At 74.0% G+C, this 23324-nt stretch carries 22 protein-coding genes; 10 read left to right on the top strand and 12 right to left on the bottom strand.

The window, feature by feature from the left end; genetic code table 11:
• Nucleotides 1-75 precede the first annotated feature (75 nt).
• From ABT299_RS08815 to ABT299_RS08790, 6 genes are all read right to left on the bottom strand, one after another.
• Entirely contained in the window at nucleotides 76-852 is a 777-nt protein-coding gene (locus ABT299_RS08815) for a hypothetical protein (protein ID WP_387021157.1), read from the bottom strand.
• A gap of 81 nt (nucleotides 853-933) precedes the next feature.
• Nucleotides 934-1617 carry a hypothetical protein gene (locus ABT299_RS08810; protein ID WP_190865840.1) on the bottom strand — a complete coding sequence of 228 codons (684 nt, stop codon included), beginning with the start codon at nucleotides 1615-1617 and terminating at the stop codon, nucleotides 934-936.
• A 533-nt stretch (nucleotides 1618-2150) separates the two neighbouring features.
• On the bottom strand, nucleotides 2151-2864 hold the full coding sequence (locus ABT299_RS08805) for a TetR/AcrR family transcriptional regulator (protein WP_190865838.1): 714 nt from the start codon (nucleotides 2862-2864) through the stop codon (nucleotides 2151-2153).
• 134 nt (nucleotides 2865-2998) lie between these two features.
• The gene (locus ABT299_RS08800; RefSeq protein ID WP_190865884.1) at nucleotides 2999-4156 is read right to left on the bottom strand and encodes a lipid-transfer protein; all 1158 of its coding nucleotides are present in this window, start codon (nucleotides 4154-4156) and stop codon (nucleotides 2999-3001) included.
• Nucleotides 4157-4191: 35 nt separating this feature from the next.
• Entirely contained in the window at nucleotides 4192-4644 is a 453-nt protein-coding gene (locus tag ABT299_RS08795) for an OB-fold domain-containing protein (RefSeq protein ID WP_190865836.1), read from the bottom strand.
• Between the two features lie 28 nt (nucleotides 4645-4672).
• Nucleotides 4673-5887 carry an MFS transporter gene (locus ABT299_RS08790; RefSeq protein WP_190865834.1) on the bottom strand — a complete coding sequence of 405 codons (1215 nt, stop codon included), beginning with the start codon at nucleotides 5885-5887 and terminating at the stop codon, nucleotides 4673-4675.
• A 79-nt stretch (nucleotides 5888-5966) separates the two neighbouring features.
• Between ABT299_RS08790 and ABT299_RS08785 the strand changes: the two genes are divergently transcribed.
• From ABT299_RS08785 to ABT299_RS08770, 4 genes are all read left to right on the top strand, one after another.
• Nucleotides 5967-6866 carry a LysR family transcriptional regulator gene (locus ABT299_RS08785; protein ID WP_387021149.1) on the top strand — a complete coding sequence of 300 codons (900 nt, stop codon included), beginning with the start codon at nucleotides 5967-5969 and terminating at the stop codon, nucleotides 6864-6866.
• Between the two features lie 91 nt (nucleotides 6867-6957).
• On the top strand, nucleotides 6958-7725 hold the full coding sequence (locus ABT299_RS08780; protein WP_190865829.1) for an SDR family oxidoreductase: 768 nt from the start codon (nucleotides 6958-6960) through the stop codon (nucleotides 7723-7725).
• Nucleotides 7726-7736: 11 nt separating this feature from the next.
• Nucleotides 7737-8696: an LLM class F420-dependent oxidoreductase gene (locus tag ABT299_RS08775; protein WP_500250255.1), complete on the top strand. Its 960-nt coding sequence runs from the start codon at nucleotides 7737-7739 to the stop codon at nucleotides 8694-8696.
• Nucleotides 8697-8823: 127 nt separating this feature from the next.
• On the top strand, nucleotides 8824-9135 hold the full coding sequence (locus ABT299_RS08770) for a Fe-S cluster assembly protein HesB (RefSeq protein ID WP_194737570.1): 312 nt from the start codon (nucleotides 8824-8826) through the stop codon (nucleotides 9133-9135).
• Between the two features lie 81 nt (nucleotides 9136-9216).
• Here ABT299_RS08770 and ABT299_RS08765 read toward each other — a convergent pair whose 3' ends face one another.
• Genes ABT299_RS08765 through ABT299_RS08755 form a run of 3 tightly spaced genes read right to left on the bottom strand, consistent with a single transcriptional unit; the run spans nucleotide 9217 to nucleotide 11634 of the window.
• The gene (locus tag ABT299_RS08765) at nucleotides 9217-9420 is read right to left on the bottom strand and encodes a hypothetical protein (protein ID WP_190865825.1); all 204 of its coding nucleotides are present in this window, start codon (nucleotides 9418-9420) and stop codon (nucleotides 9217-9219) included.
• A gap of 43 nt (nucleotides 9421-9463) precedes the next feature.
• On the bottom strand, nucleotides 9464-10573 hold the full coding sequence (locus tag ABT299_RS08760) for an Rv3169 family protein (protein ID WP_433240135.1): 1110 nt from the start codon (nucleotides 10571-10573) through the stop codon (nucleotides 9464-9466).
• Nucleotides 10570-11634, bottom strand: a complete 1065-nt coding sequence (locus ABT299_RS08755; protein WP_500250254.1) for a phosphotransferase family protein — start codon at nucleotides 11632-11634, stop codon at nucleotides 10570-10572. Before ABT299_RS08755 ends, ABT299_RS08760 begins: the two co-directional genes overlap by 4 nt.
• A 185-nt stretch (nucleotides 11635-11819) precedes the next feature.
• On the opposite strand from ABT299_RS08755, the gene ABT299_RS08750 reads away from it, so the two are divergent.
• The 4 genes from ABT299_RS08750 (at nucleotide 11820) to ABT299_RS08735 (ending at nucleotide 17321) form a co-directional block, all read left to right on the top strand.
• Nucleotides 11820-12470 carry an MBL fold metallo-hydrolase gene (locus tag ABT299_RS08750; RefSeq protein WP_500250253.1) on the top strand — a complete coding sequence of 217 codons (651 nt, stop codon included), beginning with the start codon at nucleotides 11820-11822 and terminating at the stop codon, nucleotides 12468-12470.
• On the top strand, nucleotides 12467-13147 hold the full coding sequence (locus ABT299_RS08745; protein ID WP_500250252.1) for an HAD family hydrolase: 681 nt from the start codon (nucleotides 12467-12469) through the stop codon (nucleotides 13145-13147). Before ABT299_RS08750 ends, ABT299_RS08745 begins: the two co-directional genes overlap by 4 nt.
• A gap of 154 nt (nucleotides 13148-13301) precedes the next feature.
• Entirely contained in the window at nucleotides 13302-13505 is a 204-nt protein-coding gene (locus ABT299_RS08740; protein WP_190865817.1) for a PspC domain-containing protein, read from the top strand.
• Nucleotides 13506-13637: 132 nt separating this feature from the next.
• Nucleotides 13638-17321 carry a hypothetical protein gene (locus ABT299_RS08735; RefSeq protein ID WP_500250251.1) on the top strand — a complete coding sequence of 1228 codons (3684 nt, stop codon included), beginning with the start codon at nucleotides 13638-13640 and terminating at the stop codon, nucleotides 17319-17321.
• Nucleotides 17322-17382: 61 nt separating this feature from the next.
• On the opposite strand, the gene ABT299_RS08730 is transcribed toward ABT299_RS08735, so the two are convergent.
• Nucleotides 17383-17706 (bottom strand): cupin domain-containing protein, encoded by a 324-nt coding sequence (locus tag ABT299_RS08730; RefSeq protein WP_500250250.1) that lies wholly within the window; start codon nucleotides 17704-17706, stop codon nucleotides 17383-17385.
• A gap of 21 nt (nucleotides 17707-17727) precedes the next feature.
• Nucleotides 17728-18699: an NADP-dependent oxidoreductase gene (locus ABT299_RS08725; protein WP_500250249.1), complete on the bottom strand. Its 972-nt coding sequence runs from the start codon at nucleotides 18697-18699 to the stop codon at nucleotides 17728-17730.
• A gap of 84 nt (nucleotides 18700-18783) precedes the next feature.
• On the opposite strand from ABT299_RS08725, the gene ABT299_RS08720 reads away from it, so the two are divergent.
• Together ABT299_RS08720 and ABT299_RS08715 are read left to right on the top strand one after the other, a co-directional pair.
• Nucleotides 18784-19347 carry a TetR/AcrR family transcriptional regulator gene (locus ABT299_RS08720; RefSeq protein ID WP_241756337.1) on the top strand — a complete coding sequence of 188 codons (564 nt, stop codon included), beginning with the start codon at nucleotides 18784-18786 and terminating at the stop codon, nucleotides 19345-19347.
• 58 nt (nucleotides 19348-19405) lie between these two features.
• On the top strand, nucleotides 19406-19954 hold the full coding sequence (locus ABT299_RS08715) for a hypothetical protein (RefSeq protein ID WP_500250248.1): 549 nt from the start codon (nucleotides 19406-19408) through the stop codon (nucleotides 19952-19954).
• 36 nt (nucleotides 19955-19990) lie between these two features.
• On the opposite strand, the gene lysX is transcribed toward ABT299_RS08715, so the two are convergent.
• The gene (lysX, locus tag ABT299_RS08710) at nucleotides 19991-23278 is read right to left on the bottom strand and encodes a bifunctional lysylphosphatidylglycerol synthetase/lysine--tRNA ligase LysX (protein WP_500250247.1); all 3288 of its coding nucleotides are present in this window, start codon (nucleotides 23276-23278) and stop codon (nucleotides 19991-19993) included.
• Nucleotides 23279-23324: the final 46 nt, after the last annotated feature.

Here is a 23324-nt window from a genome sequence, read left to right as displayed (position 1 = left end):
GCGCCCCCGCGGCGGGGAGGGGCGGGCGCGGGCCGGGCGCGGCGCCGCGGTCGGGCGCCGCGCTAGGGCGCTGCGCTAGGGCAGGTCGGTGTAGGTCTTGTAGGCCACGTACTGGTTGAAGATCGCCGTGTTGTGCCCGGCGGCCGAGGGCAGCCCGGCGTACAGGTTGACGGCCCAGTTCTCGACGCCGAGATCCAGTCCGCAGCCGTCGGCCTTCGGCACGGCGAAGGCGTTGTCGACCACGGTGGTCTTGAGGACGGTCGGGTTGGTGCCGACGACCTCCGGCGGCGTACCGGAGATCGGGGTGTTCGGCGGCGGGGGGCTCGTCGTGCCGGGCGTGAGGTGCAGCGCGATCGGCTTCGTGTTGGACCCGATGTAGCACTTGCCGCCGAGCAGCGGGTTCTGCACGTTGACCTTGAGGTTCAGGTTCAGCGTGCCGCCGTCGGTGTTGAGGCCGCCCGCGTACTGCGGCTGGGCGTAGACCGCCGTGACGAACGGGTCGCCGAACAGCCCCGGCTGCACCTGGAACCGGCTCGCCTTGAACGAGCCGAAGATCGTGTACTCCTCCAGCGTCACGGGGTCGAAGCCGGTGGTGTAGGTGAGCGTGATCGGCGAGGAGATCGTCTCCTTGATGGACCCGAGCTGCATCGTCCCGCCGGTGGTCACGGCGACGTTGCACTGCGCGTAGGCCGGGTCGGCGCCGGAGGGCAGGGCCGGGCAGGCGGAGAAGTCGAAGGACGGCAGGGTGTCGGCGGACGCGGCGGGGGCGGTGGCGAGCCCGCCGAGCAGGCCGCCGGTGACGGTGAGGGCGGCGGCGCCGGCCTGGAGGCGGCGGCGGAGGGAGAGGCGCATGGGTGCTCCGGGCGAAGGGGCGGGACGGGCCGTGGGGGCACGGCCCGTCCCGCGGGGTGGGGTGGGGTCAGGGGGACGGGGTCACGGGCCGAGCGTCAGGTCGGCGCCGCCCGGGTCGGTGACGATCTGGAAGTTTCCGTTGGCCGAGGCCGAGGCCGGGCACCTGCTGTCGCCGGAGATGAACTGCAGCGCCTGGCCCGCCAGCTTGCCCTGCCCGTGCGAGTTGGACGGGACGGGCTTGTTGGCGTTGGTCGGGTTGTAGACGTTGATGGTCAGCGGCGTGGAGGTGGTCAGGCCGTAGTGGCACTCCATGCTGGAGATGCCCCAGGCGGGCAGGGTGAGGACGGCCTTGACGTCCACCGAGGGGTTCGGCGCGTTGATGGTGATCGTGCCGTCGCGGTTGCTCGCGTGCGTGGAGTCGTAGTCGACGTGGCCGCCGGTGTAGGGCAGGTTGAGCGCGGTGACCGTGGTGGTGCCGCCGCGGTTGTTGGTGCAGCCGGTCAGCGACACGCTGTTGAGCTGCCCGCCGGTGCCGTCGGACTTGGTGTAGGCGCCGAGGGACGCGCTGGTGCAGGTGTTGATGATCGATCCGAGGCTGCTGAGCCCGGACAGCGTCACGTTGCCGAGGTTGGTGGCGAGCACGTTGCCGGTGTAGGGGGAGCCGCCGGAGGTGATGGTGCCGGACGCGAGCGCGGAGCCGGTCATGCCGATGAGCAGCGCGGTCGAGCCGACGAGCGGAATGGCGATTTTGCCGAGCTTTCTCATGCTGTCTCTTTCAGGGTGGGAGACGCGGTCGACACGGGCGTCCGCACGGCCTGGGCCCTAGGCCGCGTCGGTGGACGCCGCGGCAACCGGACAGAATCATGAATGACGGCGTTCATCAAGAGGGGGGCCATTCCGGCGGGACCCTCGACCGGGTTTCAGCTTTCGGGTTATGGCGCCGGTCGATGTCCGAATATGACCGACGCTGCGCTGTGATAGCGGTCACGCTGCGTGGAGGCCGGCGGCGAACGCGCAGGGTGCGCGGCGGCGGGGGACGCCGCCCCGATCTGACTGGTCGGTCATTCCGGTTCCCGGTCAAGCTGGCCGTATCCGGCCACCGGTTCGGGCGGCGGTCCGGGACGCCGCCGGAATCGCGGGCTTCAACTGGTCCAATGCGCTCCGGCGCCGGCGCGGGGGGCCGTGTCCGCGGGCCGGGGCGGGCGCATCGGGCGCTAATGAAAAACGGCCACGTTTCTCGAATTTGCGCGCCCGCCGCCAACTCCGGCGGCCCGCCCTAATACGCCGCGGACGCCCCTCTACTCGCCGCGCGCCCCCTGCGGCCCCGGCGCGGCGGATTCCGGTTCGCGGGACGCGGCGCCCGGCCCCCAGCGCTCCGGGTCCGGCACGGCGAACGTGTGAAGCAGGCCGTCGCGCAGTTCCGGCAGCGTGGCGGTCTCGCCGCGCGCGATCCGCGAGTACGCGACCTGGTAGATGCCGCCGACGATCGTCTCCGCCATCAGCTCGGGGCTCGGGTAGTGCGGGAAGAGCTCGTGCATGTTGTCGGTCACGACCTGCGCGAACGCGGCCAGCGCCCGGTCCCGGCGCTCGACCGCGAGCGGGCCCGCCGACATCGACTCCACGATGCACATCCGCGCCGCGCGCGGGTTTTCGGACAGATAGGCCAGCAGCGCGCCCAGGCTCGCGCGCACGCGCCCGGTGGCGTCCGGCTCGCCCTGATACGCCTCGACGACGCGGTCCATCATCTGCTCGACGATGACGTCACTGGCCCGCAGAAAGGCATCGTCCTTGTTCTTGAAATGGACGTAGAACGTCGCACGGGAAACGCCCGCATTGGCGATGATGGAATCCACGGTCAGGCCGCGGTAGCCGGCGGTGCCGGCGATTTCCACGACGGCCGCGAGAATGCGGGCGACCTGGTGCCCGGCGACGTAGTCCCGGGACAGCCGGTGCCGGCCGGAGGGAAGCCGCCCCGGCGCGCGCCCGCGGCCGCCGGCGCCGTCCCTCTCCATGCCCACCCCCGCTCACGTCACCGCTCGGGCGGATCGTCTCATGGCGCGGCCCGCCCGCCCAGGGGCGGCCGGGGCGCCGTCGGGCCGCGGCGCGCCGCCCGTCCCGGCCGGGCATGAGGGCGGCGCGCCACGGGTCAGCGGACGGCGATCATGGCGGAGCCGTGGCCGAACAGGCCCTGGTTCACCGCGATGCCCGCGCGCGCGCCCTCGACCTGGCGGCCCTCCGCCTGCCCGCGCAGCTGCCAGGTCAGCTCGCAGACCTGCGCGATCGCCTGCGCCGGGATCGCCTCGCCGAAGCTCGCGAGGCCGCCGCTCGGGTTCACCGGGATCCGGCCGCCCAGCGCCGTCGCGCCGGACCGCAGCAGCTCCTCGGCGCCGCCGACCTCGCACAGCCCGATGTCCTCGTACCAGTCCAGCTCCAGGGCCGTGGACAGGTCGTACACCTCGGCCAGGGACAGCTCGTCCGGGCCGATGCCGGCCTCCTCGTAGGCGGCGTGCGCGATCGCGGCGCGGAAGGGGCGCTCCGGCTCGGGCACCGCGAGCGCGGAGTCGGTGGCGAAGTCGGGCAGGTCGACGACCGTCTTGGGGAACGTCGGCGTCACCGTCGACAGGCCGGACAGCCGCACCGGGTCGGCGATGCCGCTCCGCCGCGCGAAGTCCATCGACGTCAGCACCAGCGCGGCGCCGCCGTCGCTGGTCGCGCAGATGTCCAGCAGCCGCAGCGGGTCGGCGACGACGGCGGACTCGCGGACGTCCTCCAGCGTCACCTCCTTGCGGTACCGGGCGTTCGGGTTGGCGAGCCCGTGCCGGGCGTTCTTGACCTTCACGGCGGCGAAGTCGTCCAGCGTCGCGCCGTGGATCGCCATCCGGCGGCGCGCGTACAGCGCGAAGTAGATCGGGTTGGTGGCGCCGAGGAGGCGGAACCGCAGCCAGTCCGGGTCGTCCGGGCGGTCGCCGCCGACGGGCTTGAAGAAGCCCTTCGGCGCCGCGTCCGCGCCGACGACCAGCGCCACGTCGCACAGCCCCGCGAGGATCTGCGCGCGCGCGGACGCGATGGCCTGCGCGCCGGACGCGCACGCCGCGTAGCAACTCGACACCCGCGCGCCGTTCCAGCCGAGCGCCTGCGCGAACGTGGCGCCCGCGACGAACCCCGGGTAGCCGTTGCGGATGGTGTCGGCGCCCGCCACGTACTGGACGTCCGGCCAGGTCAGCCCGGCGTCGGCCAGGGCGGCGCGGGCCGCGGCGAGACCGTACTCGACGAAGTTGCGCCCCCACTTGCCCCACGGGTGCATGCCCGCGCCGAGGACGGCGATGTCGCGGTTCGCGCTCACTTGACGGGCCTCCACATCCAGACGGTGTACTCGGCCTCGCCGTCCTCGTAGAGGACGCCCTCCGTCAGCTCGACCTCCATGCCCACCTCGAGGTCGTCGACGGTGTGGCCCGGCGCGACCTGCCCGAGCACGACCATCTTCTCGGCCTCCAGCTCGACGGCCGCGACGGTGTAGGGGACGAACGGGTCGGGCGAGACGTACGGGGGCGGGGGCTTGTAGCGCGAGTCCGCGTAGGACCAGATGCGCCCGCGTCCGGACAGCGCGTGCTCGGTCAGCTCCGAGCCGTCCTTCGGGCCTGTGCAGCGCGGGTTGCGGCAGGCCAGCTCGTTGCGCGGGAAGTAGGGCGTCCCGCAGGACGAGCAGCGCGTGCCGAGCAGCCGCACGTCCCCGCTCTCGGTGGTGAACCAGCCCTCGACGGCCGGAAGGCGTTTCTTGGCGGTGGTCGTCACGCGCGTACGGTAACAACCAAGCGCACGCTCACGACCGGCGCCGTCCCACCCAGCGGACGGATTCCATCCCGGCGGCGGCGAGCAGCCCGACGCCGAGCAGGACCAGGACGTACAGGGCCGTCCCCGTCCAGTGACCGTGCTCGTAGGCGACGCCCCCGGCGGTGCCGCCGACGCTGCTGCCCATGTAGTAGGCGAACAGGTACAGGGCGGACGCCTGCGCGCGGCCGGTGGTCGCGCGCCGCCCGACCCAGCCGCTGGCCACGGCGTGCGTCCCGAAGAACCCGACCGTGAACACCAGCAGCCCGGCCCCGACCAGCGGCAGGACCGCCGGGAGCGTCAGGCACAGCCCGCACGCCGCCAGCACGAGCGACCCGACGAGCACCTTCCGGCGCCCGGACCGGTCCGCGAGGAGCCCGGCCCGCGCGGACGCCGCCGACCCCGCGACGTTCATCACCGCGATCAGGCTGACCACGGCGTACGGCAGGTGGAACGGGGCGTCCAGCAGCCGGTACGTCAGGAAGTTGTAGACGGTGACGAACCCGGCCATCGCGGTCAGCGCGATCAGGTAGAGGCGGCGCAGGCCGGGATCGCGCAGGTGCGCGAGCAGCGGCCGGTAGTCGACGCGGGACGGCCGGAAGAACCGCGACGGCGGCAGCAGCAGCCAGAACGCGATCGTGAACGCGAGCGCGAGGAACCCGGTGGCGGCGAGCGCCCACCGCCAGCCCGCGACCTCGGTGACCAGGCCGGGGACGAGCCGGCCGAGCACGCCGCCGATCCCGGTCCCGGCGACGTAGCGGCCCATCGCGCCGCCGAGGTGCTCGCCGTGCACCTCGTCGGCGAGGTAGGCCATCGCGACCGCCGGGACCCCGGCGAGCGCGAGCCCTTGGACGGCCCGCACGGCGGCGAGCGCGGCGAACGACCCGCACAGCGGGATCAGCAGCCCGACCAGCGCCGACGCGACCGACGACACGATCATCACGCGGGTCCGGCCGTACCGCTCCGACAGCGAGCTGACCGGGATCACCGCGATCGCGACCGCGCCGGTGGCGAGCGAGACGAGCAGGCTCGACCGGGCGGGGGAGACGCCGAAGCTCGCCGACAGCTCCGGCAGCAGCGCCTGCGTGCAGTACAGGGACATGAACGTGGTGAGCCCGGCGGCGAACAGGGCGAGGTTGACGCGGCGCAGGCCGGGCGAGCCGAGCCGGTGCCGTTCGGAGAGCTCCAGGGGCGGTGCGACGGTCATGGAGTCCAGCGTCCGCTTCCAGTTCTCATGCGTCCAATGACTATTTGTGCGGAAACCGATGCGGATCCATCATGGATGCATGGATCTGCAGAGTGTGCGGTGGTTCCTCGCGGTCGCCGAGCAGGGGCACGTGACGAACGCCGCGTCCGAGCTGCGCGTCTCCCAGCCCGGGCTGTCGCGCGCCATCGCCCGCCTCGAACGCGAGCTCGGCGTCCCGCTGTTCGACCGGGTCGGCCGCGGCGTCGCGCTGAGCCGGTACGGGCGGGTGTTCGCCGAGCACGCGCGGCGGCTCGCCGCCGAGGAGGAGGCGGCGCGGCGCGCGCTCGCGCAGGCCGCCGACCCGGAGCGCGGCGAGGTGTCGCTGGCGTTCCTGCACACGCAGGGCCCGTCGTTCGTCCCGGACCTGATCCGCCGGTACCGGCGCGACCGTCCCGGCGTGGCGTTCCGGCTGAGCCAGGACAACTCCGAGCGGCTCGCCGCGATGGTCCTGGACGGCCGCGCCGACCTCGCGATCACCAGCCCGCCGCCGGCCGCCCCGTCGCTGACCTGGCACCCGCTCGTCACCGAGCGGCTGGAGCTCGCCGTCCCGGCCGACCACCGGCTGGCGGCGCGCAGCAGCGCCCGGGTGCGGGACGTGCTGGACGAGCCGTTCGTGGCCTTCCGGCAGGGCACCGGGCTGCGGGCGCTGACCGAGGAGCTGTTCGAGGCGTGCGGGGCGCGGCCGCGGGTCGCGTTCGAGGGGGAGGAGCACTCGACGGTCCGGGGGCTGGTCGCGGCGGGGCTCGGGGTGGCGATCGTGGCGCCGCCGCCGGCCGGCGAGGACGTCCCGGGCGTCCGGCACCTCGCGCTCGCCGACCCCGGCGGCGTCCGGACGATCGGCCTGGTCTGGGCGGCGGAGCGGACGCGCCCGCCGGTGGTGGAGGGGTTCCGGGCGTTCGTGCTGGAGCGGGGCGGTGAGCTGCGCGGGTCCGCTAACTGACTCGTCAGTCACTTCGGTACAGTGAACCGAGCCTGATTCTGTTGCCGGACCCGTGCCCCCGCGCGGGGCCCGCCGAGAAGGGAAGTTGCGGATGCGGACTGGACTTCAGGGCAAGACCGCCCTGATCACCGGGGCCTCCCGGGGCATCGGGAAGGCGATCGCGGTCGCCCTCGCCGCCGAGGGCGCCAACGTCGTCATCTCCTCCCGCAAGCAGGAGTCGCTGGACGCGGTCGCCGAGGAGATCCGCGCGGCAAGCCCCGGCGTCGGCGTGCTCCCCAAGGCCGCCCACGTCGGCCACGCCGACGAGGCCGCCGCCTGCGTGGACGCCGCCGTCGCCGAGTTCGGCGCCGTCGACGTCCTGGTCAACAACGCCGGCACCAACCCCTACTTCGGCCCGATGGCCGACATCGAGCCCGCCGCCGCCGCCAAGACCGTCGAGATCAACCAGTTCGCGATCGTGCAGTGGACCCAGCTGGCCTGGCGCGCGTCCCTCCAGGAGCGCGGCGGCGCGATCATCAACATCGCCTCCGTCGGCGGCATGGTCACCGAGCACGGCATCGGCTACTACAACGCCACCAAGGCCGCGGTGATCCACCTCAGCCGCCAGTTCGCGGTCGAGCTGGCACCGAAGGTCCGCGTCAACTGCATCGCCCCCGGCCTGGTCAAGACCCACCTCGCCCGCGCCCTGTGGGAGAACAACGAGGAGCAGATCGGCAAGCACATGCCGCTCGGCCGCATCGGGGAGCCCGAGGACATCGCCAACGCCGCGGTGTTCCTCGCCGGCGACGCCTCGTCCTGGATGACCGGGCAGACCCTCGTCGTCGACGGCGGTTCGACCGTCCGGCCATCGATCGCCTGAGGAGGGCGCACATGTCTCGCTGGGGACTGACCATTCCGCTGACCGGCGTCCCGCTCGCCGAGCACCGCGAGATCGTCGCGGGCCTGTCCGAGCTGGGCTACACCGACGCCTGGTCCGCCGAGACCAACGGCACCGACGCCTTCACCCCGCTCGCGCTGGCGTCCCAGTGGGACCCGGCGCTGCGCCTCGGCCCCGCGATCGTGCCGGTCTACACCCGCGGCCCCGCGCTGCTGGCCTCGCACGCCGCCACCCTCGCCGACCTCGCGCCCGGACGGTTCGTCCTCGGCATCGGCACCTCGTCCGACACGATCGTCGAGCGCTGGAACGGCATCCCGTTCACCGAGCCGTACAAGCGCACCCGCGACACCCTCCGCTTCCTGCGCAAGGCGCTCGCCGGCGAGAAGGTCAAGGAGGACTACGAGACCTTCTCGGTCAAGGGCTTCAAGCTGGAGAACGCGCCCGCGACGCCGCCGCCGATCGTGCTGGCCGCCCTGCGCCCCGGCATGCTGCGGCTCGCCGCCCGCGAGGCCGACGGCGCCATCACCAACTGGCTCGCCCCCAGGGACGTCCGGACGGTCCGCGGCGTCCTCGGCGACGACCCGGAGCTGGTCGCGCGGCTGTTCGTCTGCCCGACCGACGACGCCGAGGAGGCCCGCGGGATCGGCCGCTGGATGATCGCCGCCTACATGAACGTGCCCGTCTACCGGGCGTTCCACGAGTGGCTCGGCCGCGGCGAGGCGCTGCGTCCGATGAACGAGGCGTGGGCCGCCGGGGACCGCAAGAAGGCCCTGGAGGTCATCCCGGACGAGGTCGTCGACGACCTGATCGTGCACGGGTCGCCGGAGGCGTGCCGGGCGCGGATCCGCGAGTACGCCGACAACGGGCTCACCACCCCCGTCCTGGCGATCGTCCCGGGCGGCGGGCTGTCGCCGGCGGAGGCCGTGCGGGCCCTCGCCCCCAACGCCGGCTGAGACGCGGATCCGGCGCCGCCGGGCCGGGGGTCCGTCGCTCTTCGCGGCCGAAAGTTCGCTCGCCGTGAGGGTTTGCCGCACCTCGCAGTGGGGAGGGTGAGGCAGACCCCCATCCGAAACGAACCCCATGAGACGTGAGGAGCTGATCGTGCTCACGCTGACCAGCGGTGCCGTCCAGGTCATCAATACCGTGACCGCCAGCCCGGAGCTTCCGCCGGAGACCGGCATCCGCATCGAGTCCGGAGTCGATGGCTCGGACGCGCTGCGGCTCTCGGTGGCACCCGCCCCGGAGGCCGGAGACCAGGTCGTCGAGGAAGAGGGCGCCAAGGTCTACCTGGAGCCGAGCGTCGCCCAGCTGCTGGACGACAAGACCCTGGACGCCCAGGTCGACCCGCAGGGCGACGTGGCGTTCACCATCGCCGAGGGAACGGCCATGTGACGTGACCGCCCGCCCCCGGGCGGGCCCGAGACGAGGGGCCGGGGTGCCGATCCGCGCGATCGGCGCCCCGGTTTCGTCCTGTCAGCGGACGGCCGCCACCACGGCGACCACGGCGAAGACGAACGCCGCGGTCGTCAGCACGAGGAAGGCGGCGATCACCGCGCAGGCCAGCCCGCGCGGCTGGTCGCGCCAGGTTCCGTAGCGGTCGCGCACCTGCCGGTCCAGTTCCCTCCGCCGCGCCCGGCGCCTCTCGTCCTCCGGGTCCTGCGATGGCGGCGTCGTCACGGTCGCCAGTCTGGCAGAACCCGCCTCGCGGAGCGGCCCGGGCTCAGCCGTTCTCGGGGAACGACGGGTGGGGGCCGAGCGCCCAGTACTCGAACAGCCCGTGGCCCGTTGCGGCGTCCCCGGGGGCCGCGCCGTCCAGGTACTCGTAGCGTCCGACGGCGTCGACCATGCCCCACATACGGGCGGCATCGTCCGGTTTGCGGGTGTCGTAGGTGACGCCCTGGACCTTCAGATCGGGCCCCTGGTACATGCCGTGCTTCCAGTCGGGCTCCAGCCCGTACCCGGTCCCGACCATGAGGTGGACGGGCAGGATGGGTGTCGCGCGGACCTTGAACGGCTCACCGCCCGGGGGAGCGAACCGTAGCGTCGCCGCCACCACGTCCCGCGTCCCCTCCGCGTACTCCGGCCGGTACTCGGGACGGCCCAGGTACTCGGGCTCGCGGCCGTCCGGCCAGACGCGCGTCGCCTCCTCCAGCAGCCGGCGGCCCTTCTCGTCCTCCTGGAGGATGCAGAGGATCGAGTGGTCCTCGAACTGCATCGGCGCGTACAGCCAGTAGAACGTCCCGGCGTTCTTCACCTGGATGCCGGGCGGTTCCGGTTCGCCGACCGGCCGGATGCCCCAGGAGCGGTCGCGCGAACCCCACCAGTGGTCCGGCGTGACGTCGATCGTCTCGCCCTCGACGGTGATCGTGCCCGTCCAGCGGCCCGTCTGGGCGAGGCGCCGCGAGTCGAACACCACCCGCTCCTGCCAGCGCAGGTAGTGCGGCGGCTCCAGCGTCGCCGGGATCGCCCCGTCCCAGGTCAGGTCGAACGACAGGCCGTGTCCGGTCTCGTCGAGGACGACCCGCAGCCGCTTCAGCCCCTCGATCACCTCGACGCGGAACGGCCCGACCGACGTGTCCATCCGGTCGTTCCCGAGCTCCCGCGACGCCCGGACGACCTTGTGCAGCGGCCCCCGCCGGATCACCGCGAACGCGTCCATCACCCCGAGGTTCGGGTACTGCCCGACCCCGATGAGCATCATCATCTCGTCCGAGCAGGGGTGGACGTTGAAGTAGTAGCGGTCGTAGAAGTTGCGGTCCGACGTCGTGACGTGCCGCATCACCTCGGGCGCCTGGTGGATCGGGTAGTCGTCGAGCGGCGAGAGGGTCACGTGTCGCCTCCGAGGATGCGCGCGAGAAGCTGCGTGCAGTTGTTGTTGTAGGGGAAGTCGGAGTCCTCGTCGATCCAGCCGAAGTCCACCATGGCCTGCCCGATCCGCGCCATGATCACTGAGAACTTGAAGCCGGAGAGGATCTCGTAGTACGGCATGTCCCGCACCGGGCGCCCGAGCAGCTCCTCGTAGCGGGCGATCGTGTCGGCGTAGGACGGGAAGCCGTCCAGCCGGGCGGCGCCGACGCCCTCGGAGTGGTGCCGGTCCAGGAACATGAACCAGGCGAGGTCCTCCTCGGGGGCGCCGAGCATCGCCGTCTCCCAGTCCAGGACGGCGGCGGGCGCGCCCGACCGAAAGATCACGTTGCCGATGCGGGCGTCGCCCCACAGCGCGACCGGCGAGTCCGGCTCCTCGGGCCGGTTCGCCTTCAGCCACTCCAGGGCCTTCAGCGCCGTCTCCTGCGGGCCCTTGTACGCCCAGTGGAGGTAGTGCTCGTAGTAATTGAGGCGCTGCTCCAGGCCAGGCGCGCCCCACGCGGGCATGTCGAGGAAGCCGAGGCCGAGCTCGCCGACGTCCAGCCGGTGCAGCCGCGCGATGATCTCCAGCGTGGACCACCACATCGCGGCCCGCTCCTCCGGCGCGACCTCGGTCACCCAGCCGTCCATGTGGTACGGCGGCATGTCGGTCGGGACCCGGCCGTCGATCCGGCCCATCACGAAGAACGGGGCGCCCAGCACGCCGTCGGAGGGCTCGTACCAGCGGATCGGCGGCACCGGGATGTCGGTGCGCTCGTCCAGGATCCGCATCAGCCGGTACTGCTCCTCGAAGCGCGGCTCGGGGAAGATCTGGTAGTTCGCGGGCGCGACCCGGGCGACGTAGGGCTCGCGCCTCGTGGTGCCGTCCTCGGTCCACTCGGCGTCGAACATCAGGGTCTCGCTGGAGAAGCCGCTCGTCTGCGGCGTCTCCAGGTGGGGGATCGCGGCCCCGGGCAGCCGCTCCCCGAGCCAGTCCGCCAGGGCGGTCCGGGTGATCTCGGGATCGCGTTGGTCGGGAACGGGCATTCGCCGCCTCCTCGGTCCGGTGCAACGCCCGAACTAGAACGCGTTCTAGTGGCGTTCACCGTGTTGTATCAGCGGCGACAGGGCCGGTCAATGGTCCGTTCACGGGGAGGCGGGCCCGGGGCGCGGGGCCGTCCCCCTCGGGAGGTGCCGGTCCGTTCACCGGACCCGCGTGGAAAACTGGCGGAATGCGTCTCACCAAGCTCGGCCACGCGTGCGTGCGGCTCACCGAGGACGACCGCACCCTCGTCATCGACCCCGGCGGCCTCACCGGGGACGCCGACCCCTACGCCGGGGCGCGGGCCGTCCTCGTCACCCACGAGCACTTCGACCACTTCGACGCCGACGGCCTGCGCAAGGCCATGGCCGCCGACCCCGCGCTCGAGGTCTGGACGTCCCGGACCGTCGCCGAGAGCCTCGCCGACCTCGGCGGGCGCGTCCACCGGGTCGGCCACGAGGACGCCGTCACCGTCGCGGGCTTCGACGTCCGCGTCTACGGCGAGGACCACGAGATCATGCACCCCGACCTGCCGCCGATCCCGAACGTCGGCTTCCTGGTGGACGGCGAGGTCTTCCACCCCGGCGACGGACTCACCGTCCCCGGCGAGCCCGTCCCGACCCTGTGCCTGCCGGGCAACGCGCCCTGGATGCGGGCCGTCGACCTGTACGAGTACACCCGCGCCGTCCGCCCGGAGCGCGCCTTCGCGATCCACGACGGCCTGCTCAACGAGGTCGGCCTGTCGGTGATGGAACGCGTTCTCACCGGCGCGGGCGAGGAGCTCGGCCGGGAGTTCCGCCGCCTCGCCCCCGGCACCACCGTGGATCTGGCCCGCCCGTGAACCGTCCGCACCCCCCGGCCCCCCGGTCCATCCAGGCGGTCTTCTTCGACATCGGCGAGACGCTGATCAACGAGGGCGAGATCTACGGCCGCTGGGCCGACTGGCTCGGCGTCCCGCGGCACACGTTCCTCACCAAGCTGGGCGCGATCCTCGCCGCCGGCGGGAGCCACCAGGACCTGTTCGAGTACTTCCGGCCCGGGTTCGACCTGGAGGCCGAGCAGAAGCGGCGCGCGACGGCGGGCGTGCCCAACGGGTTCGGCCCGGACGACCTGTACCCCGACGCGCGGGCCTGCCTGGCGGCGCTGCGCGAGCAGGGGCTCTACGTCGGGATCGCCGGGAACCAGCCGGTGGAGGCGGCCGAGCAGATGGAGGCCCTCGGGCTGGACGCCGACGTCATCGGCATCTCCGACGTGTGGGGCGTCCAGAAGCCGGCGACGGAGTTCTTCGAGCGCTGCGCGCAGATCGCCGACGTGCTGCCGGACCGCGTCCTGTACGTGGGGGACCGCATCGACAACGACATGCGGCCCGCCGTGGCGTTCGGGATGCGGGCCGCGTTCCTGCGGCGCGGCCCCTGGGGCCACATCCAGCAGGACGACGAGACGCTGGCCGAATGCCTGTTCGTCCTGGACGACCTGGAGGACCTCCCTGCGCTCGTCGCCCGGCACAACGCCCCCTAGGGAAGATCCCGTACCCCTCGAGAGGGACGGGCAAAGGGTTCGGAAGGGGGATGTCGGGCCGGATGCCCGGTTCGTAGCGTGAATGGTGTGGCCGCGAGAAACGCGGCACACGGGCCGGGAGGCCCGCGTTCACGGATCGGGGAGAGAAGAAATCATGAACGGCCTTTATCGTCCGCGCCACGGCCGGATCATCGCCGGCGTCTGCGCCGGGCTGGCACAGCGGTTCGGCATGGCGCCGTGGACCGTCCGGCTGCTCGCCCTGCTGTCCTGCCTGCTGCCGGGCCCGCAGTTCGTCGTCTACCTGGTGCTCTGGGTCATGATGCCGAGCGAGGACCGGTACGTCGCGCGCGCCCACTGAGTCAGCGCGCACTGATCAAGATCATCGGAATGGCTCGACCGGGCCCGCCCTTGGGTGTTAGATCGGTGCACAGCATCACAGGGGCGGCGGCACCGCACGAGCGGGCGGCTCCGCGGCCCCGAGGAGGGAGCCGTGGTGCCGGAGCAGGGCCCGGGTCCGGGACGGGCGGCGGAGCACGCCGCCCCGGAGGCGGCGGGCGTCCGGCGGGACCCGGCGGCCGGGGACGCGGCGGACGCCGGATCCGCGCTCGACGCGGCGCAGGCCGCCGAGCGCGCCGCGCGCCTGCTCGGCCACCTGCGCGACCTCGCGCGGTCCCGGCGGCGGCCGTCCCGTGACCTGGCCGACCACGAGCAGGTCCACTGGCTCGCCGACCTGCCGGGGGACGTGTACGTCGAGACCGACGCCGGCCCCGGCGACGTGCTGTTCAGCGTCCCCGTCATCCCGCTGAGCCCGCCCGCCGTGCTGGAGGAGTTCGACGGCTGGCTCGGCCTGCGGCACTGGTACCGGATCCTGCGCGACCTCGCCGACCACGACGTCGTCCTCGCCGCCGGCCTGTTCGCCTGGCGTCCGCCCGGCGCACCTCCCGTCCACGACCACCTGCTCGGCACCCCCGTCCGGATCGCGCTGGACGAGCGCACCGAGCGCATCGACGTCGTCCTCGCCGGGCGCACCGCGCTGCGCGACCGCGAATTGCTCGCGGGCACCCCCGGGTTCCGGCCCGCCGACTGGCTGTCCGACGCCGTCCAGGCCGGGCAGGGGTTCGGGCTCACCGCCTCCGTCGGCGACGTCCTGCGCAAATGGTGCGCGACCGCGATCAGCGGCACCGTCGACTACCGGGAGGACTGGGCCGCCGAGGGCAGTCCCACGCCCGTCCCGCGGCTCCGGCTCGCGCCCGCCCTCGTCGTGCGGCCGCCCGGCCGCGAGGCGGCCGCCGACTACTGCAACCGGCTGATCGGCCTGCTGCCCCGCGGCGTCCCCGACGGGCTCGCCCGCTTCGTCGCCCCCGGCCGCCGCCCCCAGGTCATGCACGTGCCCGAACGCACCCCGCAGACGGTGCCCGACCTGCTTACGGGGCTGCTGGTGCGCGGCCACCGGGTCCTCGTCGCCACGTCCGGCGCGTCCGCGTCCGCCGCGCTCCGCGCCGCCCTCCCGGCCGACCTCGCCGGCCTCACCGTCGCCGACCCCGCCACCGCGGCGCAGGCCGCCGACGCCGTCCGCGCGCGCGCCGCCGCGCCCGTCCCCGACATCACCGACCTCGCCGAGAGGCAGGCGCAGGCCGAGCAGGACGTCGCCGAGCTGACCGAGCACCTGCGCAGCGGCTCCGTCGCCGACCTCGGATCCGGCTACCGGGGCGCGCGCGGCGAGCTCGCCGAGCGGCTCCGCGCCGAGGCGCCCGGCCTGTCGTGGATGCCCGTCGCCCCCGACCTGCCGCCGACGCCGCCGATCTCCGCCGCCGAGGCCGCCGAGCTGGTCGTGCTCCTCGCCGACGAGACCCCCGAGCGCAAGGCCCGCACCGCCCAGCGCGACGTCGACCCCGGCACCCTCCCCAGCGCGCCCTACGTCCGGACCCTCATCGAGGCGGAGGCGGTCGCCGCGGCCCGCGTCCAGCGGTCCGAGACCGACCTGTCGCGGCGGCTGCGCGCCCACGACGTCACCCTCCTCGCCCGCCTCGACGGCGCCGCGTCCAACGTCGGCGCCGCCCTCCGCGACCTCGGCCTCGACGGCCACCCCGGCGGCTGGAACCCCGCCGACCTCGCCGTCCGCGCGTTCGCCGACGCCCTCGCCCGCCGCCGGCCGCTCGTGTGGGCCCGGGTCGCCGAGATGGCCGCCCGCGCCGGCTGGGCCGAGCGCGCCCTCGGCCGCATGGGCGGCCACCGCGTCGGCCTCCCGCCCGGCGAGCTCCACCTGCGCCGCCTCGCGTCCGCCGCCCAGGACCTGCGCAACCACCTCGCCGAGGGCGGCAGCCTCAAGCGCGGGCCGCTGCGGTCCGCCGCGCAGAAGCAGGCCGACGCGGCCCTCGCCGGCATCACCGTCGACGGCGAGCCGCCCGCGACCGCCGAGGCCCTGGAGCTGGTCTTCACCGATCTCATGATCCGGATGACCTGCCAGGAGCTCCAGTACGTCTGGGAGGCCGCCGGGATCTCCTTCCCCGCCGACCTGCCGCCCGCCGACCGGGTCGCCCGGTTCGTGCGCGCCCACGCCCGGCTCGAACGCGTCCACCAGGCCGTCCCGTACGTCGACGAGACCCGGGGCCTCCTCGACCGCGCCGGCCTCGCCGTCCCGCTCAGCCATCCGCTCCAGTGGTACGGCTACGTCGCCGCCCTGGAGAGCGCCCTGGAGGGGCTCGGCGTCAACCGCGCCGCCGCCGACCTCGACGCCCTCCGCGACTCCATCGGCCCCGCCGGGCCCGGCGCGCCGCCCGAGCTCACCGCCGCCCGCGCCGCCATCGACGCCCGCGACGCCGACGCCTACGGCCGCTGCCTCGGCGCCCTCGCCGAGGCCCGGCACGAGCGCGCCCTCCAGCTGCGCTGCGAGGAGCTCCTCGACCGCGTCCGCGCCGTCCACGCCGACCTCGCCAACCTCCTGCTCGCCACCGACGGCGACGAGGCATGGCACACCCGCACCCGCCACTGGGACGACGCCTGGGCGTGGGCCCGCGCCTCCGGCCGCCTCGCCGAGACCGCGCTCTCCCCGACCGAGCAGCGCCTCCGGGCGTCCCTGAACGCCGCCGAGGAACGCCTCCGCGCCTCCAGCGCCGCGCTCGCCTCCGCCCGCGCCTGGGCCGCCGTCCGCGCGGCGCTTCCTCCGGCGCCCGCCTCGCCGCTCGAGACCGTCCCCGCGTGGATCGTCCCGCTGTGGCGCATCCCCGACACCCTTCCGCCCAGCCCGGACGCCTTCGACGCCGTCATCGTGGACGGCGAGCAGGACGCGGGCGCCGAGGCGCTCTTCCTGCTCTGGTTCGCGCCCCGCACCATCCTCGTCGGCCCCGCGGGACCCGACCTCCCGGCTCCCGAGGGCCCGCCGCCCGCGACGCCGCTGCCCGCCTCGCTCCACGACGCCGTCACCCCGACCGCGTCCCTGTTCAGCCTCCTCGCGCCTCCTCCCGAGCCGGAGCAGGGCCGTCCCAGGCACACCCGCTCCAAGGCCGACGCTCCTCGCGCCGCCGACGAACCCGCGCCTCCCGGCCGCCATGCCCGCCCTCAGAGCGACCCGCCCGCTCCTCGGCCCGACGTCCGTGAAGGGGGCACGGCGCCGCCGCGCCCGCCCGACGCTCCGCAGCGGATACCGCAGCAGCGCGGGGCAAGCGGGCACCCGCCGGGGCAGGCGGGACCTCCCGCCCCGGCGCGGCGTCCGGACGTCCGGCAAGAAGGTGCAGCGGGTCCGGGACCCAGCGGCCCCCCGCGCTGGCCGCTGGACCCCAGCCCCGGCGGTCGGCCGCCCGCACAGGCGGGGCCGCCCGCGCCCGCGCGACGCCCTGATGCGCGGGAGCAGGACACGGGCGCTCCGCCCCGGAAGGACGTCCCGCGCCGGTCGCCGCAGGAGAGCGCACCCGAGCCCCCCGCCGAGCGCGCGGGCGCCGGGGGACCGCAGGGGGAGGGACCCCGGATCCGGCGCGGGCGGTCGATCGCGACGTACCGGCGGCCCGAGCTGATCGAGATCGTCGCGCGCGTCGCCGAGCACGAGCCCGACCTCACCGACGACCAGCTCGTCGACCTGGTGAGCCGCCTGCTGGCGTGCCCGGAGGACGAGGCGCTGCTCGTCGGCGCGCGCCTGCGGTACGCGGTGGAGGTCTACCGGGAGCGGTCGGCCGGGTAGGGCTCCCGCCGGCGCCCGGTCACCGAGCGCCGCCGCCCGGTCAGCGAGCGCCGCCGCCCGGTCAGCGGGCGCGGGAGCCGTACGCGGGGCCGAACACCACGAGGAGCGCCAGGTCCTCGGTGACGTCGGTGAACCGGTGCTCCTCGCCCGCCGGGACGAAGACGACCGCGCCCGGCCCCACGTCGGCGGTGGCGTCCGGGGTCACGATCTTGGCGCGGCCGGCGGTCACCACGTAGATCTCGTCCTCGGTGTGGGGGCTCTGGCCGTCGACGCCGCCGGCGGGGACGCAGTACGTCCCGACGGACAGGTCCGGCGTGCGCAGGTGCTCGGTCCAGTCGCCCGCGTCGGGCGGGCTCCACGCGCCGGCGCCCTTGATGATCTCCATCGGGCGAGCGTAACCGGCCGGTCAGGGCACCGACAGGACGATCTTGCCCTGGATGTGGCCGCCCTCGGCGCGCTCGTGCGCCTTCGCCGCGTCGGCGAGGTCGTAGACGGAGTCGATGCCCGCGCGGAGTGACCCGTCGGCGAGGAGGGCGGCGAGTTCGGCCATCTGGGCGCCGTCGGAGTGGACCTGGCCGCCGCGGAACTCGATGCCGCGGCGGGCGGCCTCCTCGCGGTGGTAGTCGCCGTGGAACACGGGGCTGATCGTCCCGCCGTCCCTGACGGTCTTGAGGAAGCGGTGGGCGTCCGGGCCGCCGACGGTGTCGACGACGAGGTCGACGTCGCGGACGGCGTCCTCGGCGGCGGTCGCGGTGTAGTCGATGTACTCGTCGGCGCCGAGGCCGCGGAGGAAATCCTCGTGCCGGGACGAGGCGACCGCGATGACGTGGGCGCCGCGGGTCTTGGCGAGCTGGACGGCGAAGTGGCCGACGCCGCCGGCGGCGCCGTTGACGAGGACGGTCCACCCCTCGGGCAGCCGGACGTGGTCGAAGAGGAACTGGTAGGCGGTCAGGCCGGCCATGGGAACGGCGGCGGCCTGGACGTGGTCGACGGAGTCGGGCTTGCGGGCGAGGTGCGCGGCGGGCGCGGTCGTGTACTCGGCGTAGGCGCGGCCGCCGTCGTCCAGGCTGGGGAAGCGGATCAGGCCGAAGACGGCGTCGCCGACGGCGAACCCGGTGACGCCGGGTCCGACGGCGGCGACGACCCCGGACGCGTCGGAGCCGGGCGTCCAGGGGAAGCGGACGTGCGGGCGGCCCCCGGCGGGGAAGAGGTGGTCGGGGAACATCTCGTAGTCGCGGCGGGCGTACCAGTCGGGCGGGTTGAGGCAGGCGGCGCGGACGCGGATCAGGACGTCGCCGGGGCCGGGCTCGGGGACGGGCACCTCGTCCAGGACGAGGACGCCGGGGTCGCCGGGGCCGTGCGCGCGGATCGCTTTCATGGGTAACCTCCAGAGAAGTGGAGCACTGCTCCGGAATAGTAACCGGAGCAGTGCTCCGATTGTCAACGCCCTAGGATGCGGAACATGACGCGTGCGCTGCGGGCCGACGCCCAGCGGAATCGGGAGCGCATCCTGGACGTGGCGACCGCGGTCGTGGCGGAGCAGGGGACCCAGGCGTCGCTGCGCGACATCGCGCGCCGCGCCGGGGTCGGGATGGGCACGCTCTACCGGCACTTCGCGACGCGCGAGGAGCTGCTGGAGGCGCTGCTCGGCGGGCGGTTCGACCGGCTCGCGGACCGCGCCGAGGCGCTGCGGGACGCGCGCCCGCCCGGGGAGGCGCTGGCCGCGTGGCTGCGGGAGTTCGCGTCGGGGGTCGCCGCCTACCGGGGGCTCGCCGCGTCCCTGGTCGCCACGCTGGAGGACGACACCACGGCGCTGCACGCGTCCTGCGGGCGCATGCGGGCGGCGGGCGCCGACCTGCTCAGGCGGGCGCAGGAGTCCGGGGACGTCCGCGAGGACGTGGACGGCACCGACCTGTTCGCCCTGCTCGGCGCGGTCGCGTCGATCGCCGACACGGCGCCGTCCCTCGCCGCGCGCCGCGACCACCTGCTGGGGCTGGTGATGGACGGGCTCGCCGCGCGGCGCTGAAGTGGGATTTTCCGCCACTCGCCGTATTCGGTCATGGGTTGTCTGTACAAAGGTCCCTGTGACGGGGTGGGACGAGGGCGCGCTGGCGAGGCTGCGGGCGGCCGTGGCGCGCGGCGACGCCCGCGCGGGGCTGGCGGCGCTGGCCGGGCGCCCGCTCGGCCCGGTGCTGCAGTACGCCGGGGACGTGCTGGCGGCGGCGGTCACCGCGGCCCTCGACGGCGCGGACGCGGCGGCCCGCGCGTGCCGGGCGGAGCTGGACGCCCGCGGCCTGCCCGGCGACGCCGAACTCGCGGCCGAGCTCGCCGCCGCGCTCGACGGGAGGCCGTCCGGCCTGGAAGCGCTCCCCGTCGACCTCGGCGCGGTCGCCGAGGCGCTGGAGGCCGACCCGGCCGAGGGCCTCTGGCTGCTCGACCTGGACCGCGGCGATGTCCTCGCGCCCGACGAGCCGTACCGCGACGAGCCCTGCGGTGACGAGCCGGGCGGCGGCGGCCGCCACCTGCCGATCCCGCCCGGGGCGCCGGCGGGCGCGCCGGAGGAGGAGCGCAGGGGCCGGGCCCGCCGCTGGCTCGCCGGCCAGGGCCTCCGGCCCACCCCCCGCGCCCTCTAGGACTCGCCCCCTCCAGGGCTCGTGTCCTCCAGAGGCTCAGTAGCCGGGCCGGACCAGCGGGAACGGGATCGTCTCGCGGATGCTGCGGCCGGTGAGGGTGATCAGCAGCCGGTCGATGCCCATGCCCATGCCCCCCGCCGGGGGCATCGCGTACTCCAGGGCGCGCAGGAAGTCCTCGTCCAGCTCCATCGCCTCGGGGTCGCCGCCGGCGGCCTGCAGGGACTGCTCGGTGAGCCGCTGCCGCTGCAGGATCGGGTCGATCAGCTCGGAGTAGGCGGTGCCGAGCTCCATGCCGAAGACGATCAGGTCCCACTTCTCCGCGAGCCGCGGGTCGACGCGGTGCGGCCGGGTCAGCGGCGAGGTCTCGGCCGGGTAGTCGCGGACGAAGGTCGGCGCGGTCAGCTGCTCCTCGACCAGCTCCTCGAACAGCTCCTGGACGATCTTCCCCTGCCCCCAGGCCGGGTCGAAGTTCAGCCCGACCCGCTCGGCGTGCGCCTGCACCGCGGACACCGGCGTGTCGGGGGTGACCTCCTCGCCGAGCGCCTTGGACAGCGACTCGTACACGGTGATCTCGTGCCACGGCTCGGCCAGGTCGTACTCGACGCCGTCGCGGACGACGACGGTGGTGCCGAGCGCCGCGTTCGCCGCGTCCACGACGAGGGAGCGGGTCAGCTCGGCCATCGTGTCGTAGTCGCCGTACGGCTCGTACGCCTCCAGCATCGTGAACTCGGGGTTGTGCTTCTGCGACACGCCTTCGTTGCGGAAGTTGCGGTTCAGCTCGAAGACCCGGCCGACGCCTCCGACGAGCAGCCGCTTGAGGTACAGCTCGGGGGCGATCCGCAGGTAGAGCTGCATGTTGTAGGCGTTGATGCGGGTGGTGAACGGCCGGGCGGTCGCGCCGCCGTGGACGGGCTGCAGCATCGGCGTCTCGACCTCGAGGAACCCGCCGGCGCGCAGCCGGTCGCGGACGGCGGCGATGGCGTCGCCGCGCATCCGCAGCATCCGGCGCGCCTCGTCGTTGACGATGAAGTCGACGTAGCGCTGCCGGACGCGGGCCTCCGGGTCGGACAGGCCGGTCCGCTTGTTCGGCAGCGGCCGCAGGCACTTGGCGGTCAGCTGCCAGCAGGACGCGAGCACCGACAGCTCGCCGCGCCGGGACGTGGCGACCTCGCCGCGCACGCCGACCTGGTCGCCGAGGTCGACCAGCGACTTCCAGCGCCCGAGCGACTCCTCGCCGAGCGCGTCCCGCGTCAGCATGACCTGCAGGTCGGCGGTCTCGTCCCGCAGCGTCACGAAGATCAGCCGGCCGTGCTCGCGGGCCAGCACGACGCGCCCGGCGACCGCGACCTGCTCGCCGGTCCGCGTGTCGGGGGCGAGGCCGGCGAACCGCTCGCGGATCCCGGTGGCGAAGTCGGTGCGGTCGAACCCGAGCGGGTAGGGCTCCATCCCGGCGGCGCGGATCTGGTCGAGCTTGGCGTGCCGGACCCGCTCCTGCTCCGACAGCCGCCGGTGCGGGGCGCGGGCGGCGTCCGCGGCCTCCTCGATCCGCTTGATCTCCTCGACCAGGTCGGGGGAGGGGACCATGGCGGCGGCACGGTCCAGTTTGGGGCGGTTCAGGTTCGGCAGGAAGCCTTCGGCGCGGGCGTAGGCGAGCCCGAGCCGGATGATGTGCCGGCCCTGCGTGTAGCAGATGTAGCGGGGCCGCCAGTGCGGCAGGTACTTGGCGTTCGACAGGTACAGCGACTCCAGCTGCCAGAACTTCGACGCGAACGACAGGAACCGGTAGTAGAGCCGGGAGACGGGCCCGGCGCCGATCTGGGAGCCGCGCTCGAACGCCGAGCGCAGCATCGCGAAGTTCAGCGACAGCTGCTGGGCGCCGACCGCGGCGGCCTTCTCGGCGAGCTTGGCGACCATGTACTCGTTCAGGCCGTTCTCGGCGGCCCGGTCGCGGCGCATCAGGTCGAGGGACAGCCCGCTGCGGCCCCACGGGACGAAGCTGAGCAGGCCGCGCAGCTCCCCGTTGGCGTCGAACGCCTCGACCATCACGCAGCGCCCGTCGGTCGGGTCGCCGAGCCGGCCGAGCGCCATGGAGAAGCCGCGCTCGGTCTCCTCGCCGCGCCAGGCGTCGGCGCTGCGGATCAGCTTGGCCATCTCCCAGGCGGGGATCTGCGCGTGGCGGCGGATCCGGATCGTGTACCCGGCCCGCTCGACCCGCCGGACGGCCTGCCGGACCTGCCGCATCTCCCGGCCGTCCAGGTTGAACTCGGTGAGGTCGACGATCGCCTCGTCGCCGAGCTCCAGGGCGTCGAACCCGTGCCGCTTGTAGACGTGCGCACCGCGCTCGCCGACGCTGACGGCGCCGGGGATCCAGGCGTGCTCGCGGCACTCCTCCAGCCACGCCTCGATCGCCTGGTCCCACGACTCGGGGTCGCCGAGCGGGTCGCCGCTGGCGAGGGAGACAGAACCTTCGACCCGGTAGGCGATGGCGGCCTTGCCGTTCGGCGCGACCATGACGTCCTTGTCGCGGCGCAGCGCGAAGTAGCCGAGGGAGTCCTGCTCGCCGTACTCGGCGAGCAGGCGGCGCGCCGAGAGCTCCTCGGGCGGGCTGAGGACGGGGTCGCGGCGGCCCGGCTTGAACAGCGCCCAGAACGTGGCGATCATCAGGCCGGTGCCGAGCACCCACAGGATCGCGTCGACCCAGAACGGGACGGACACGTCGATCGGCTTGCCGGTGACGCGCGGCCCGAGGACGGTCTGCAGGACCGCGTAGAACGGGTGCGTCCAGAAGCCGCCCTTGGGGTTCTTGTCGGTGAGGGTGACCAGGAACGTGCCGATCCCGCAGGTCACGACCAGCAGGCTGGTGAAGACGGTGGCGGCGAGCCGCCGGTTCGCCCGGTCGGGCAGCGTGGTGAACTGGCCGCGGGCGGAGACCAGCAGGCCGAGGACCGCCAGGTACACGCCGGCGGTGACGAGCTGGCCGATGGAGGTGGGCTCGGACGGGTCGAACAGGGTCGTCAGCACCGTGCTCACGCCGACCGCGGCGGGCAGGCAGAAGATCAGCACGAGGATCCGCCAGGCGGCCTTCTTGCGCCGCCGGATGCCCATCGAGAGCAGGATCCACAGCAGGCCGATCGGCACGCTGGGGAACCAGCCGAGGTAGCCGATCCACCGCAGGGCCCAGATATCGGCTATCTCGAGGATGAGACCATAGGAGACCCAGGCAAGGAGCGAGAGGATCCCGGAGAGACGGGTGTACCAGAAGAAGATGGTCGGCGCGGCCTGGAGCAGGCGGCGCCATTCGCCCAGTAGGCCCTTCTCCGCCATGGTCCCCCCGTCGCCGTGCGTGGCCCTGTTGGTCGTACCGGGCTTA

Origin of the sequence: Spirillospora sp. NPDC000708 (assembly GCF_040299565.1) — a bacterium.
GTDB lineage: Bacteria > Actinomycetota > Actinomycetes > Streptosporangiales > Streptosporangiaceae > Spirillospora.
The sequence above is the reverse complement of the archived record's forward strand: the minus strand, read 5'-3'. Positions and strand labels throughout refer to the sequence as shown.

What these genes read in the sequence shown, in the direction of transcription:
- ABT299_RS08815 (WP_387021157.1), bottom strand. Translation starts at nt 852, where the DNA reads ATGCGCCTCTCCCTCCGCCGCCGCCTCCAGGCCGGCGCCGCCGCCCTC.
- ABT299_RS08810 (WP_190865840.1), bottom strand. Translation starts at nt 1,617, where the DNA reads ATGAGAAAGCTCGGCAAAATCGCCATTCCGCTCGTCGGCTCGACCGCG.
- ABT299_RS08805 (WP_190865838.1), bottom strand. Translation starts at nt 2,864, where the DNA reads ATGGAGAGGGACGGCGCCGGCGGCCGCGGGCGCGCGCCGGGGCGGCTT.
- ABT299_RS08800 (WP_190865884.1), bottom strand. Translation starts at nt 4,156, where the DNA reads ATGCACCCGTGGGGCAAGTGGGGGCGCAACTTCGTCGAGTACGGTCTC.
- ABT299_RS08790 (WP_190865834.1), bottom strand. Translation starts at nt 5,887, where the DNA reads ATGACCGTCGCACCGCCCCTGGAGCTCTCCGAACGGCACCGGCTCGGC.
- ABT299_RS08785 (WP_387021149.1), top strand. Translation starts at nt 5,967, where the DNA reads ATGGATCTGCAGAGTGTGCGGTGGTTCCTCGCGGTCGCCGAGCAGGGG.
- ABT299_RS08780 (WP_190865829.1), top strand. Translation starts at nt 6,958, where the DNA reads ATGCGGACTGGACTTCAGGGCAAGACCGCCCTGATCACCGGGGCCTCC.
- ABT299_RS08775 (WP_500250255.1), top strand. Translation starts at nt 7,737, where the DNA reads ATGTCTCGCTGGGGACTGACCATTCCGCTGACCGGCGTCCCGCTCGCC.
- ABT299_RS08770 (WP_194737570.1), top strand. Translation starts at nt 8,824, where the DNA reads ATGAGACGTGAGGAGCTGATCGTGCTCACGCTGACCAGCGGTGCCGTC.
- ABT299_RS08755 (WP_500250254.1), bottom strand. Translation starts at nt 11,634, where the DNA reads ATGCCCGTTCCCGACCAACGCGATCCCGAGATCACCCGGACCGCCCTG.
- ABT299_RS08750 (WP_500250253.1), top strand. Translation starts at nt 11,820, where the DNA reads ATGCGTCTCACCAAGCTCGGCCACGCGTGCGTGCGGCTCACCGAGGAC.
- ABT299_RS08740 (WP_190865817.1), top strand. Translation starts at nt 13,302, where the DNA reads ATGAACGGCCTTTATCGTCCGCGCCACGGCCGGATCATCGCCGGCGTC.
- ABT299_RS08730 (WP_500250250.1), bottom strand. Translation starts at nt 17,706, where the DNA reads ATGGAGATCATCAAGGGCGCCGGCGCGTGGAGCCCGCCCGACGCGGGC.
- ABT299_RS08725 (WP_500250249.1), bottom strand. Translation starts at nt 18,699, where the DNA reads ATGAAAGCGATCCGCGCGCACGGCCCCGGCGACCCCGGCGTCCTCGTC.
- ABT299_RS08720 (WP_241756337.1), top strand. Translation starts at nt 18,784, where the DNA reads ATGACGCGTGCGCTGCGGGCCGACGCCCAGCGGAATCGGGAGCGCATC.
- lysX (WP_500250247.1), bottom strand. Translation starts at nt 23,278, where the DNA reads ATGGCGGAGAAGGGCCTACTGGGCGAATGGCGCCGCCTGCTCCAGGCC.